Below are 11,686 nucleotides of genomic sequence, written 5' to 3'. Positions count from 1 at the left end.
GGGCCTGCTCAGCGGAAATAAAGCAGTACCTGCAAATCGGTACGCGAGGGGTAGGAACAGATCAATTGGCCCTCGTCGCCCAGGCAGGAGGGCTGCAGGTCCTGGTTGACGGTCTCGTGCAGGCCCAGCAGGAGCAGGCCCAGCAGCGCGGCGAGCAGGTAGTGGCGGTAGTGCCGCAGGTGCTTTCTTCTTGTGCCGTTCATGACAACCTCCCGCGGAAGCCGGTCAAGGAACCGGGGATGGCGAAAGCTGCCTTCCCGCTCTTTCCAGTGTGTGCCCGCCATGCCGGCTGTCAAGCGCGGCGGCTTGGCCCAAATGCCCGGCGCGGCCGTCAGCCGGGCCGTTCACCGGCGCCGCGCAACTTCCTATGGTGCCGTCATCGCCCTGCCGATGAGGCCAGCATGCACGCCACCGACGCCAGCCCCTACCCCCACCTGCTCGCCCCGCTCCAGGTCGGCCCGCTGCACCTGCGCAACCGCGTGGTCATGGGTTCCATGCACACCGGCCTGGAGGACCGCCTGTGGGACTTCGGCAAGCTCGCCGCCTACTACCGCGAGCGCGCCCGCGGCGGCGTGGGGCTGATCGTCACCGGCGGCTTCGCGCCCAACCGCGAGGGCTGGCTGCTGCCGCTGGGCAGCGACCTCACCAACAGCCTGCAGGTGCCGGCGCACCGCCGCCTGACCCAGGCGGTGCACGCCGAGGGCGGGCGCATCCTGCTGCAGATCCTCCACGCCGGGCGCTACGGCTACCACCCGCTGGTGGTCTCGGCCTCGGCGCTCAAGTCGCCGATCAGCTGGTTCGCCCCGCGCGAGCTGTCCGAGCGCGGCATCGCCCGCACCATCGCCGCCTTCAGCCGCTGCGCGCGCCTGGCCCGCGCCGCCGGCTACGACGGCGTGGAAATCATGGGCAGCGAGGGCTACCTGCTGAACCAGTTCCTCTGCCCGCGCGGCAACCGCCGCCAGGACCGCTGGGGCGGCAGCCTGGAGAACCGCATGCGCCTGCCGCTGGAGATCGTCCGGCGCATCCGCCGCGCGCTGGGCGAGCGCTTCGTCATCGGCTACCGGCTGTCGCTGCTCGACCTGGTGGAAGGCGGCAACACCTGGGACGAGGTGCGCCAGGTGGCCCTGGCGCTGCAGGCGGCCGGCGTCGATGTGCTCAACAGCGGCTTCGGCTGGCACGAGTCGCGGGTGCCGACCATCGTCACCTCGGTGCCGCGGGCGGCCTTCGCCGAGGTGACCGCGCGCCTGCGCCGCGAGCTGCGCATCCCGCTGATCGCCAGCAACCGCATCAACACCCCGGAGGTGGCCGAGGCGCTGCTCGCCAGCGGCCAGGCCGACCTGGTGTCCCTGGCCCGGCCGCTGCTGGCCGACCCGCAGTTCGTGCAGAAGGCCGCCGCCGGCCAGCCCGGGCGCATCAACACCTGCATCGCCTGCAACCAGGCCTGCCTCGACCACGCCTTCGCCAACCGCCGCGCCAGCTGCCTGGTCAACCCGCGCGCCGCCCACGAGACCGAGCTGCGCTACCGCAGGGCGCGCCAGCCCAAGCGCATCGCCGTGATAGGCGCGGGGCCCGCCGGGCTCTCGGCGGCCTGCGTGGCGGCCGAGCGCGGCCACCGCGTCAGCCTGTTCGAGGCCGCTGGCGAGATCGGCGGGCAGTTCAACCTGGCCAGGCGCATCCCCGGCAAGGAAGAATTCGGCGAAACCCTGCGCTACTTCGCCGTGCGCCTGGCCGAGCTGGGCGTGGACCTGCAGTTGAACCGGCGCATCGCCCGCGGCGAGCTGCAAGGGCAGTTCGACGAGGTGATAGTCGCCACCGGCATCCGCCCGCGGGCGCTGAAGCTGCCGGGCATCGGCCACCCCAGGGTGCTCGGCTACCTGGACGTGCTGAAGGGCGCGCCGGTGGGCAGGCGGGTGGCGCTGATCGGCGCCGGCGGCATCGGCTTCGACGTCGCCAGCTACCTGCTCGCCGAGGGCGAAGGCCCGCAGCCGCTGGGCCAGTGGCTGGGCGAATGGGGCATCGACCTGGACAACAGCACCCCCGGCGGGCTGCGCGAGCCCACGCCGATCACGCCGAAACGCCAGCTATGGCTGCTGCAGCGCAAGCCGGGCACGCCCGGCGCCGGCCTGGGCAAGACCAGCGGCTGGGTGCACCGCGCCCACCTGAAGCACCACCAGGTGCGGATGCTGGGCGGCGTGGAATACCTGCGCATCGACGACGCCGGCCTGCACATCCGCGTGGAAGGCCGCGAGCAGTGCCTGGAGGTGGACAACGTGGTGGTCTGCGCCGGCCAGGAACCGCTGCTGGAACTGCAACCCACCCAGGCGGCGGAGAACCTGCGCCACCACATCATCGGCGGCGCCCGCCTGGCGCGGGAGCTGGATGCCAAGCGGGCGATACGCGAGGGGGCGGAATTGGCGGCGCGGTTGTGAGGGGGTGTGTTTCGTTGGGGAGGGTGGTGCTATTCCGAAGAGCGCCCTCTCCCTAACCCTCTCCCTGAAGGGAGAGGGGACCGTTCGGCGTGCGCTGGTGTTTCTGTGTTAGCCGGCTTGTACCGAGCTCCCGGCTGACACCAAATCCTTTCTCGGCACGGACAAGCCCCCTCTCCCTTCAGGGAGAAGGCTGGGGAGAGGGAAAGCGCTCAAACCCAGCTCAAGAGCAACCGGAAAACCCCATTCGCGAGCAAGCTCGCTCCTACGAAAAGCAGCGACGCCTACAAGTGGCGTAGGGCGTATAACCGTTCGCGGTTATACGCCGCCTGACCTTGGCCCCAGGCATGCACGGCGTTCAACCTCGAAGCACCAACCCGGTCACGGCGAAAACCCCATCGGCCAGGGCAGCTCCTCGGACTCCAGCAGCGCCTTGATCGCCCCCAGGTCCTTTTCCACCCACTGCGCGTCGCGCGCGAAGGTGGCGTCGTCCATCGCCGGCTGGCGCAGCAGGGTCAGCAGCAACTCGCAGCCGTCGCCGTTGGCGATCAGCCGCAGGGGGATGTGCACCGGTGGCGCGTCGTCCGGCAGCACGTCGTGGTCCAGCACGCCGAACGGGTTGCGTGGCGAGAAGTGCACCCGCAGCGCCCCCTGCGGCGTCTGCGCCAGCCAGTGATCATCGTCCAGCGGCTCGATGGCGCTGCACAGGCCCGAGGCCCAGCGCGGGAAGTTGCGCGGTTCGGCGAGGAAGTCGTAGGCCACCTGCCAGGGGCGCTCGATGCGCACGGCCAGGGTACGGGAAGCGAAGGTGCCCATGGTTTCTCTCCAGCGAGGCGGGAGCGTTGCTCCGGTCTGGTGCATACTAGCCGGCTGTTCTTTTCGCTTCGACTGCCAAGGAGTACCCCATGCCCACGCCGCCCTGGTGGATGTTCGTCCTGCCGCTGATCGCCGGCGCCTGCCTGCCGCTGCAGGCGGGCATCAACGGCCAGTTGGCCAAGCAGGTGTCCAGCGTGCTGGCCGCCGCGCTGATCTCCTTCTTCGTCGGCACCCTCGGCCTGCTGGTGCTGACCCTGGCCAACCGCGAGCTCCCCGCCCTGCAGGCGCTGCGCTCTTTGCACTGGTGGCACTGGTGCGGCGGCTTCCTCGGCATGTTCTTCATCTTCATCGCCGCCTTCGCCGCGCCGCGGGTGGGCGCCCTGCTGTTCATGGTGCTGGTGCTGGCCGGCCAGCTGGGCATGGCCATGAGCCTGGACCACTTCGGCTGGGCCGGCTTCAAGGAGAACCCGGTCAGCGCCATGAAGCTCGCCGGCCTGGCCGCCATCGGCGTGGGCATCTGGCTGATCCGCAAGGGCTGAGCGCCATTTCGTCGAAAGCGCGCGCAATCCGCCGTCGAGGCCACTATGATTGCGCGCCCCGCAACGCACCGTGCCGCCGCCATGAGAAAACCGCCGCTGATCGCCGACGCCGACCTCGACCGCCTGGAAACCTGGGCCAAGTACAGCTCGGGCCTGTGCCGCGACTGCCATGCCAGTTGCTGCACCATGCCGGTGGAAGTGCGCATCGGCGACCTCATCCGCCTGGGCGTGGTGGACGAGTTCGAGCGCGAGGAGCCGGCGAAGAACATCGCCAGGCGCCTGAGCAAGGAAGGCCTGATCGAGCGCTTCAACCAGAAGAGCGGCATCTTCACCCTCACCCGCAGCAGCAACGGCGATTGCCTGTACCTGGACCGCAAGACGCGCCTGTGCACCGTCTACGCCAAGCGCCCGGACACCTGCCGCAACCACCCGCAGGTGGGCCCGCGCCCGGGCTACTGCGCCTACCGCAAGAAGCAGGCGTAGGACCACGGGCGCCGCGGCCCCGCTATACTGCGGCACTGTTCCGGAGCCCTGCATGAACCCACTGAGCGACGCCTGGCGCGATCGCCCGACCCACCGGCGGGTCTGGGCGCTGGCCGCGCCGATGATCCTGTCCAACGTATCCGTGCCGCTGGTGACCCTGGTCGACAGCGCGGTCATCGGCCACCTGCCCCATGCCCACCAGCTGGGCGCCGTGGCCGTGGGCGGCAGCCTGTACACCCTGCTGCTGGGCGTGCTCGGCTTCCTGCGCATGGGCACCACCGGCTTCGCCGCCCAGGCCGCCGGGCGTAACGACGGCGGCGCGCTGCGGCGCATCCTCGGCCAGGGCCTGCTGCTGGCGATGGGCCTGGCCTTGCTGCTGGGCCTGCTGGCGGTGCCGCTGACGCCCGTGGCCATGGGCCTGATGAACGCCTCGCCGGAACTCGACGGCCTGGCCCGGCAGTTCTTCCACATCCGCCTGTTCGGCCTGCCCGCGGCCCTGGCCAGCTATGCGCTGATCGGCTGGCTGCTGGGCACGCAGAACGCCCGCGGGCCGCTGGCCATCCTGCTGACCACCAACCTGGTGAACATCGCCCTGGTACTGCTCTTCGTGCTCGGCCTGGGCTGGGGCGTGGCCGGCGCCGCGCAGGCCTCGGTGATCGCCGAGTGGAGCGGCGCGCTGCTCGGCCTGTGGCTGGCCCGCGGCGCGCTGGGACGCTTCCCCGGGGTGCCGGACTGGCGCCGCCTGCGCCGCTGGGCCAGCTGGGCGCCGCTGCTGATGGTCAACCGCGACATCTTCATCCGCAGCCTGGCGCTGCAGGGTGTGTTCTTCCTGGTGACCGTGCAGGGCGCGCGCCTGGGCGATGCCACCGTGGCGGCCAACGCCCTGCTGCTCAACGGCCTGATGATCACCTCCTATGCCCTCGACGGCCTGGCCCACGCGGTGGAGGCCCTGTGCGGCCATGCCATCGGCAGCGGCGACCGCCGCACGCTGCGCCGTTCGCTGGTGGTCGCCTGCGGCTGGTCGCTGCTGGCCAGCCTGGCCTTCGTGCTGTTCTTCGGCAGCGCCGGGCACCTGTTCATCGCCCTGCAGAGCGACATCCCCGAGGTGCGCGCGGTGGCCGACCAGTACCTGCCCTACCTCGCCGTGCTGCCGCTGATCGGCATGTGGAGCTACCTGCTCGACGGCCTGTTCATCGGCGCCACCCGCGCCCGCGAGATGCGCAACGCCATGCTCCTGGCCTGCGCCGTGAGCCTGCCGCTGGGCTGGCTGCTGCAGCCGCTGGGCAACCACGGGCTGTGGCTGGCGCTCCTGTGCTTCATGCTGCTGCGCGGGCTGATCCTGGCCCTCTACGCCTGGCGGCTGACGCGCCGCAACGCCTGGGTGGGCGTGCCCTCCACCTGACTGGCAGGCGCCGCCGCCGCGCTCTACAGTGCGAGGCGGCGCATTCGCGATCGCGCCTATGACAACGAAGCCGTGGCCGCGACCACGGCCCATGCCTGACAAGGACCCCACGACATGGCCTCAGCCCTGGTTGCCTACCTGCACTTCGTCTCCATCTTCGTGATGTTCGCCCTGCTGGTGCTGGAGCACCGCCTGTTCCAGCTGCCGCTGGACGCCAGGCGCGCCCGCAGCCTGGTGATCATCGACCTGGCCTACGGCGCCAGCGCCGGCGTCGTGCTGCTCAGCGGCATCGCCCGCACCCTGTGGTTCGCCAAGGGCCTGGACTACTACCTGCACAACGCCGCCTTCCATGCCCTGGTCGGCCTGTTCGTGCTGGTGGCGCTGCTGTCCATCTACCCGACCATGACCTTCCTCAACTGGCGCAACGCGCTCAAGGCCGGCCAGGCCCCGCAGGTCGGCGAGGCCCAGGGCCGGCGGGTGACCCTGGTGATCCGCATCGAGCTGCTGGCGATGCTGATCCTGCCGCTGCTGGCCAGCCTGATGGCCCACGGCATCGGCATGACCGGCAGCTAGAGCAGCCGCGCCAGGCGCTCGCGCAGCGCCTCGCCGGTGGCCGGCGGCAGGCGCAGGTGGAAGCGCCCGCGCAGCACCTCGATCAGCTCGTCGACATCGAGGATGCGCCGCTGCTCGGCGTTGCCCCGGGCATCGCGCCAGCCGAACTGGCCGTCGAGCAGGGTCAGGCGCATGCCGCCCTCGCTGAGCGCCACCCGCAGGCTCTTGCGGAACACGCTGTCGGGGTGGGTCGAGGTGTACCAGTTGCGCGGCAGGTAATCGACCCAGTACTGCGGTTGCAAGGTGAAGCGGTACAGCGCCTGCCAGCCGCTGGCGGTGTGCAGCGCCAGCTCCAGTTCGTCGCCGTCGTGGGGCGCGATGCGCCAGCCGCCGGGCAGTTCCTCGCCGATCACCAGCGGCAGCGGCCGTGGCGGGTTGGCGCCGCCGAAGCCGACGTCCGCCAGGTAGGGCCCCTCGTCCAGCTCGATGCGCAGCAGCAGGTGGCTCTGCTGGGTGCGCTCGACCTCCGCCGGCATGCCCCAGCGCACCCGCGCCACCAGCAGGCTGACGCGGTAGCCGAGGCTGGCCAGCAGGCGCGCGAACAGGCTGTTCAGCTCGAAGCAGTAGCCGCCGCGGCCGCCCTCGACGACCTTGGCGAAGACCGCCTCCGGCTCGATGGCGACGGGCCGCTCCAGCAGCACGTCGAGGTTCTCGAAGGGCAGGTGGTGCAGCGCGGCGTCGACCAGGCGTTCGAGCGTCTCCAGGGTCGCGGCCGGCGCCTGCGGCGGCAGGCCCAGGCGCGCCAGGCAGGCCTGCAGCTGCTGCGGCGCGAAGGGGGTGAGCGGGGTCATGGGGTTTCTCCTTGGGTCAGGGCGCGGGCGTCCAGGCGAAAGCCCGGTTGCCAGCCGAGCCGGTGGCGCGCCAGCGCGGTGCTGACTTCACCGTCCTGCTCGGCCAGGTTGTAGCACCCGGGCGCGCCCCACTCCAGCGCCAGCAGCGCGGCGCGGGCAGCGTCGTCGACGTGCAGGGCCAGGCGCGGGTCGGGTTCGTCGCAGCCGGTGCCCGGGCCGTACAGGCGCCCGTAGCGCAGCACCAGGCCTTCCAGGGGCGCGGCGCCGAGCACGGCGTTCTCCAGCGCGGCGACGCCGCCGACGCTGATGGCGCGGGGGCCTTCGGCCGCCAGGTCCAGCGGCTGCCGCTCGTGGTGCGGCAAGGGCCCCGGCGCATAGGCCCAGGCGATGCTCTGCGCCACCAGGCGCCGGGCCCCGGCGGCGCGGGCCGCGGCCACCAGGTTGGCGGTGCCTTCGCGGCGCACCCGGGCGTTGCGCGGCGTGGCCTCGGCCATGCGCGCCGGGTCCAGGCCGGGCGGCAGGTCGGTGAGCTGGTGCATCACCCACTGCGGGCGGAACTCCAGCATGGCGCGCTCCAGCGCCGCGCCATCGAAGACGTCCAGCACCAGGGCCTCGGCGCCGGCCGCGCGCAGGGCCTCGGCCCGGGCCGGGTCACGGCTGCTCGCCAGCACCCGGTAGCCGCGCGCCAGCAGCAGGGGCAGCAGGCGTTTGCCCACGGCGCCGGTGGCGCCGGCGAAGAAGATTCTCGTGCACATGTCCGCGTCTCGTCTGGGGGTGGATGGGGCCACTCTAGGTGCGCCATGGCACAGTCGACAGAGCCAAGAATCGATCAACGGACTGGGACATGCTCGCGCGACCGATCCGCGCAGCGCCCCCGCGAATGCCACATTTCTCGTCTATAACGAAGGTTTCCGACTCCCCTCGCAACAAGGAAACGCCCATGAGCAAAGTCTTCGACGTCGCCGTGCTGGTCGGCAGCCTGCGCAAGGAATCCCTCAACCGCAAGGTGGCCCTGGCCCTGGCCGAGCGGGCCCCGGCGAACCTGAAGCTGGAGATCGTCGAGATCGGCCAGCTGCCGCTGTACAACGAGGACCTGGACGGCGACAACGCCCCGGCCAGCTATGCGCCCTTCCGCGAGCGCATCCGCCGCGCCGACGCGGTGCTGTTCGTCACCCCGGAATACAACCGCTCGGTGCCGGGGGCGCTGAAGAACGCCATCGACGTGGGTTCGCGCCCCTATGGCAAGAGCGCCTGGGGCGGCAAGCCGGGCGGGGTGGTCAGCGTCTCGCCGGGGGCCATCGGCGGCTTCGGCGCCAACCACGCGCTGCGCCAGTCCCTGGTGTTCCTCGACGTGCCCTGCATGCAGCAGCCGGAAACCTACCTGGGCGGCGCCGGCAACTTCTTCGACGCCACCGGCAAGGCCAACGACCAGGTCGGGCCCTTCCTGCAGACCATCATCGACAGCTACGCCCGCTGGGTGGAGAAGATCGCCGGGGCCTGAATCGCGAATTGTAGGGGCCCTGCCCGCGATTCGCGCGCAGGGCGCGCTCCTACATTTGAATGGCGCGGGTGGGGCAGCGTAGGAGCGGATCTCATCCGCGATCCGCGCCGATACGTCCGGCTATCGCGGACAAGGTCCGCTCCGGGAGGAATACCGCGCCTCCCGTTCCTACATGGGGAATGTGGGGCGGGGCGGCCTCCCCCGCCCCTTCAATCTTCCTCGTAACGCGCCAGGCGCTGGCGCAGGCGGGCGTTGTCGGTGCGCAACTGCTCCACCTCGTCGAGCAGGCGCAGGGCCAGGGCGATTCCCGGCCAGTCCACCTCGAATTCGCGCTGCAGGCGTACCGCGCGGCGCACCAGGGTCAGCGACTCGACGCTGAACAGCCAGGTGTCGCCACGCCGCTCCAGGGGCTCGACGATGCCCACCTCGACGATCTCCAGCAGCGTCTCGCGCGGCAGCCGCGCGCTTTCGCAGAGCTCTTCCAGCTCCAGGCTCAGCAGTATCTCGCTCATGGCCGTTTACCCCACTGGCTGCGTGGATCGAAGGCCGCGCGGGCGGCCAGTTCTTCCCAGTGCTTGCGCGTCTCGCCCTCGGGCGCGCCCTTGGGCATCACCACCTTGAGCACCGCGTAGAGGTCGCCGGGGGCGTCGCCGCCCTTGCCGGCCAGGCCCTTGCCGCGGATGCGCAGGCGCTGGCCGTTCTGGCTGCCCGGCGGCACGCCCAGGGCGATGCGGCCGTCCAGCGTCGGCACTTCGATCTTCGCCCCCAGCGCCGCTTCCCAGGGCGCCAGCGGCACACCGAGGACGAGGTCGCGGCCGTCGACGTCGAACAGCGGGTGCGGCGCCAGGCGGATGATCAGGTAGAGGTCGCCGGCCGGCGCGCCGCCCAGCCCCGCCGCGCCCTGCCCCTTCAGGCGGATGCGCTCGCCGTCCACCACGCCGGGCGGGATGCGCACCTTCAGCGTCTTCTCCACGTCGGGCAGGCGCCGACCCTGCTCGTCGTAGCTGGGCAGGCTGAAGCGGATCGGCTGCGGCTCGCCGGACTGGCTCTCCTCGAGGAACAGCGGCACCTCCAGCTCGATGTCGCGACCGCGCCTTTCCCGTCGGCGATGAGCCTGCGGGCCGGCATGGGCACCGAAGATCGATTCGAAGAAGTCGGAGAAGTCCTGCTCCTGGAAATGCTCGGCGCCCTCGAAGCCGCCGGACGGTTGCCAGCCCGGCGGCGCCTCGAAATGGCCGCCCTGCTGGTACTGGCGCAACTGGTCGTACTCGGCGCGCTTCTCGGGGCTCTTGAGCACCTCGTAGGCCTCGGAGACTTCCTTGAAGTGCGCTTCGGCGTCCGGTTCCTTGCTGACGTCGGGGTGGTACTTGCGCGCCAGTTTGCGGTAGGCGGCCTTGATCGCCTTCTCGTCGGCGTCCGGCGCCACGCCCAGCGCCGCGTAGTAATCCTTGAAATCCATCGCCTTGCTGCTCCCGGGTCTGGAACTGCAAGCCTAGCCGCTGGCGCGGCGGTCGTCCGCCCGCGACGGCTGATCCGTGTCATGGCATAGTCATTTATCCACAATGCCCGCAGTGAACCAGGCCATGACCGAGCCCCTCGCCCTGCGCCTGGACCCAAGCCTGGCGCAGCCGATCTACCGCCAGCTCTACGAGCGCATCCGCGAGGCCATCGCCCGCGGCACCCTGCGCCCGGGCGAGCGGGTGCCGCCGGTGCGCGGCCTGGCCAGCGAGCTGGGCGTGGCCCGCGGCACCGTGGAACTGGCCTACCAGTTGCTGACCAGCGAAGGCTACCTGCTGGCCCGCGGCCCGGCGGGCACCGTGGTGTCGCCGCAACTGGCCGGGCGCAACGCCGAACGCCCGGCGCGCCTGGCGCCCCAGGCCGAGCAGGTGTTCCCCGGGCTGATCGCCCACGGCCCGCAGGTGCTGCCGCTGCAGCTCGGCCTGCCGGCGCTGGACGCCTTCCCCCGGGCGCTCTGGTCGCGCCTGGCCGGGCGCCGCCTGCGCCATGGCACCAGTGTCGAGCTGGCCTACCCCGATCCCTGCGGCTACGCGCCACTGCGCGAGGCGCTGGCCGGTTACCTCAACGTGTCCCGCGGCATCGCCTGCGAGCCGGCGCAGGTGCTGATCTGCGCCGGCTACCAGGGCGCGCTGGACCTCATCAGCCGCACCCTGCTGCAGCCTGGCGATGCCGTCTGGCACGAGGACCCCGGCTACCCGCGCGGGCGCCAGCTGATGGCCGCGTCCGGCGCAGCACCGGTGGCGGTGCCGGTGGACGCCGACGGCCTGTGCGTGGAGGAAGGCCTGCGCCGCGCGCCGGACGCCCGCTTCGCCCTGGTCACTCCTTCGCAGCAGAGCCCCACCGGCGTGGCCCTGAGCCTGCCGCGGCGCCTGGCCCTGCTGGACTGGGCGGCCCAGGCCGGGGCCTGGATAGTCGAGGACGACTACGACAGCGAGTACCGCTACGCCGGCTTCCCGCTGCCGGCGCTGAAGAGCCTCGACCGCCAGGGCCGCGTGCTCTACGCCGGGACCTTCAGCAAGGTGCTGTTCCCGGCCCTGCGCCTGGGCTACCTGGTGGTGCCCGAAGCGCTGCTGGCGCGCTTCGTGCGCAGCCAGCAGACCTTCGCCAACGGCTGCGCCGAGCTGCAGCAGGCGACGCTGTGCGATTTCATCAGCGAGGGCCACTTCGCCCGCCACCTCAAGCGCACCCGCACGCTCTACGCGCAGCGCCGGCAGTTGCTGCGCAGCGCGCTGGAGCGGCGCCTGGGCGAACGCATGCGCTTCGCCGAGCTGCCCGGCGGCCTGCACCTGATCGGCCGCATCGACGGCGACGACAAGGCCATCGCCGCCCACGCCCGGGAAGCCGGCCTGGGCCTGCAGGCGCTGAACAATTGGTGCGTGGAGGCGAAGCGCGAACCGGCACTGGTGATGAGTTTCACCAATGTAAAAGACGAGCGGCAGGCAACCGAATTGGCCAGACGCGTGACAGAGGTGATGGGAGCGTAGGGCGTATAACCGTTCGCGGTTATACGCCGCTACACCGCACTTATCCCGCGCGCCACGGCTGGGCTGGACACTCAAGGCCAGACCGCAAGCCAGCCGGGAGCGGCTCCGAGGTTG

At 71.2% G+C, this 11,686-nt stretch carries 13 protein-coding genes; 7 read left to right on the top strand and 6 right to left on the bottom strand.

Annotated features, from left to right (window positions below):
- Positions 1-8: 8 nt before the first annotated feature.
- Positions 9-203: a hypothetical protein gene (locus CHC02_RS03420; protein WP_089390113.1), complete on the bottom strand. Its 195-nt coding sequence runs from the start codon at positions 201-203 to the stop codon at positions 9-11.
- A gap of 198 nt (positions 204-401) precedes the next feature.
- Between CHC02_RS03420 and CHC02_RS03415 the strand changes: the two genes are divergently transcribed.
- Positions 402-2,429 carry an NADPH-dependent 2,4-dienoyl-CoA reductase gene (locus CHC02_RS03415; RefSeq protein WP_089390112.1) on the top strand — a complete coding sequence of 676 codons (2,028 nt, stop codon included), beginning with the start codon at positions 402-404 and terminating at the stop codon, positions 2,427-2,429.
- A 378-nt stretch (positions 2,430-2,807) separates the two neighbouring features.
- Here CHC02_RS03415 and CHC02_RS03410 read toward each other — a convergent pair whose 3' ends face one another.
- On the bottom strand, positions 2,808-3,242 hold the full coding sequence (locus CHC02_RS03410; RefSeq protein ID WP_089390111.1) for an SRPBCC family protein: 435 nt from the start codon (positions 3,240-3,242) through the stop codon (positions 2,808-2,810).
- Between the two features lie 89 nt (positions 3,243-3,331).
- Here CHC02_RS03410 and CHC02_RS03405 point away from each other — a divergent pair, with 89 nt between their 5' ends.
- From CHC02_RS03405 to CHC02_RS03390, 4 genes are all read left to right on the top strand, one after another.
- On the top strand, positions 3,332-3,781 hold the full coding sequence (locus CHC02_RS03405) for a DMT family transporter (protein WP_089390110.1): 450 nt from the start codon (positions 3,332-3,334) through the stop codon (positions 3,779-3,781).
- A gap of 81 nt (positions 3,782-3,862) precedes the next feature.
- A complete protein-coding gene (locus tag CHC02_RS03400) occupies positions 3,863-4,264 on the top strand; it encodes a YkgJ family cysteine cluster protein (protein ID WP_089390109.1) in 402 nt (133 codons plus the stop codon).
- Positions 4,265-4,316: 52 nt separating this feature from the next.
- Positions 4,317-5,666 carry an MATE family efflux transporter gene (locus CHC02_RS03395; RefSeq protein ID WP_089390108.1) on the top strand — a complete coding sequence of 450 codons (1,350 nt, stop codon included), beginning with the start codon at positions 4,317-4,319 and terminating at the stop codon, positions 5,664-5,666.
- Positions 5,667-5,780: 114 nt separating this feature from the next.
- Complete coding sequence (locus CHC02_RS03390; RefSeq protein WP_089390107.1) at positions 5,781-6,239, top strand: DUF2214 family protein; 459 nt, start codon at positions 5,781-5,783, stop codon at positions 6,237-6,239.
- Here CHC02_RS03390 and CHC02_RS03385 read toward each other — a convergent pair.
- Positions 6,236-7,069, bottom strand: coding sequence for an arylamine N-acetyltransferase family protein (locus CHC02_RS03385; RefSeq protein WP_089390106.1), 834 nt, complete (start codon positions 7,067-7,069; stop codon positions 6,236-6,238). The two genes, CHC02_RS03390 and CHC02_RS03385, sit on opposite strands and share 4 nt — an antisense overlap.
- Positions 7,066-7,824, bottom strand: coding sequence for an NAD-dependent epimerase/dehydratase family protein (locus CHC02_RS03380; protein WP_089390105.1), 759 nt, complete (start codon positions 7,822-7,824; stop codon positions 7,066-7,068). The genes CHC02_RS03385 and CHC02_RS03380 overlap by 4 nt, the downstream gene beginning before the upstream one ends.
- 185 nt (positions 7,825-8,009) lie before the next feature.
- Here CHC02_RS03380 and CHC02_RS03375 point away from each other — a divergent pair, with 185 nt between their 5' ends.
- Positions 8,010-8,570 carry an NADPH-dependent FMN reductase gene (locus tag CHC02_RS03375; RefSeq protein WP_089390104.1) on the top strand — a complete coding sequence of 187 codons (561 nt, stop codon included), beginning with the start codon at positions 8,010-8,012 and terminating at the stop codon, positions 8,568-8,570.
- Between the two features lie 209 nt (positions 8,571-8,779).
- On the opposite strand, the gene CHC02_RS03370 is transcribed toward CHC02_RS03375, so the two are convergent.
- Together CHC02_RS03370 and cbpA are read right to left on the bottom strand one after the other, a co-directional pair.
- Complete coding sequence (locus tag CHC02_RS03370) at positions 8,780-9,082, bottom strand: chaperone modulator CbpM (RefSeq protein WP_089390103.1); 303 nt, start codon at positions 9,080-9,082, stop codon at positions 8,780-8,782.
- Positions 9,079-10,029, bottom strand: coding sequence for a curved DNA-binding protein (gene cbpA / locus CHC02_RS03365; RefSeq protein WP_089390102.1), 951 nt, complete (start codon positions 10,027-10,029; stop codon positions 9,079-9,081). The genes CHC02_RS03370 and cbpA overlap by 4 nt, the downstream gene beginning before the upstream one ends.
- A 124-nt stretch (positions 10,030-10,153) precedes the next feature.
- Between cbpA and pdxR the strand changes: the two genes are divergently transcribed.
- Positions 10,154-11,572: a MocR-like pyridoxine biosynthesis transcription factor PdxR gene (pdxR, locus tag CHC02_RS03360; protein ID WP_089390101.1), complete on the top strand. Its 1,419-nt coding sequence runs from the start codon at positions 10,154-10,156 to the stop codon at positions 11,570-11,572.
- Positions 11,573-11,686: the final 114 nt, after the last annotated feature.

Source organism: Pseudomonas delhiensis, from assembly GCF_900187975.1.
Lineage (GTDB): Bacteria > Pseudomonadota > Gammaproteobacteria > Pseudomonadales > Pseudomonadaceae > Pseudomonas > Pseudomonas delhiensis.
This window is presented reverse-complemented; position numbering and strand designations above follow the sequence as displayed.

Excerpts from the sequence above, each read along its gene's own strand:
- CHC02_RS03415 (WP_089390112.1), top strand. The coding sequence starts at position 402 with ATGCACGCCACCGACGCCAGCCCCTACCCCCACCTGCTCGCCCCGCTC.
- pdxR (WP_089390101.1), top strand. The coding sequence starts at position 10,154 with ATGACCGAGCCCCTCGCCCTGCGCCTGGACCCAAGCCTGGCGCAGCCG.
- cbpA (WP_089390102.1), bottom strand. The coding sequence starts at position 10,029 with ATGGATTTCAAGGATTACTACGCGGCGCTGGGCGTGGCGCCGGACGCC.
- CHC02_RS03385 (WP_089390106.1), bottom strand. The coding sequence starts at position 7,069 with ATGACCCCGCTCACCCCCTTCGCGCCGCAGCAGCTGCAGGCCTGCCTG.
- CHC02_RS03395 (WP_089390108.1), top strand. The coding sequence starts at position 4,317 with ATGAACCCACTGAGCGACGCCTGGCGCGATCGCCCGACCCACCGGCGG.
- CHC02_RS03375 (WP_089390104.1), top strand. The coding sequence starts at position 8,010 with ATGAGCAAAGTCTTCGACGTCGCCGTGCTGGTCGGCAGCCTGCGCAAG.
- CHC02_RS03370 (WP_089390103.1), bottom strand. The coding sequence starts at position 9,082 with ATGAGCGAGATACTGCTGAGCCTGGAGCTGGAAGAGCTCTGCGAAAGC.
- CHC02_RS03410 (WP_089390111.1), bottom strand. The coding sequence starts at position 3,242 with ATGGGCACCTTCGCTTCCCGTACCCTGGCCGTGCGCATCGAGCGCCCC.
- CHC02_RS03405 (WP_089390110.1), top strand. The coding sequence starts at position 3,332 with ATGCCCACGCCGCCCTGGTGGATGTTCGTCCTGCCGCTGATCGCCGGC.
- CHC02_RS03380 (WP_089390105.1), bottom strand. The coding sequence starts at position 7,824 with ATGTGCACGAGAATCTTCTTCGCCGGCGCCACCGGCGCCGTGGGCAAA.
- CHC02_RS03420 (WP_089390113.1), bottom strand. The coding sequence starts at position 203 with ATGAACGGCACAAGAAGAAAGCACCTGCGGCACTACCGCCACTACCTG.
- CHC02_RS03400 (WP_089390109.1), top strand. The coding sequence starts at position 3,863 with ATGAGAAAACCGCCGCTGATCGCCGACGCCGACCTCGACCGCCTGGAA.
- CHC02_RS03390 (WP_089390107.1), top strand. The coding sequence starts at position 5,781 with ATGGCCTCAGCCCTGGTTGCCTACCTGCACTTCGTCTCCATCTTCGTG.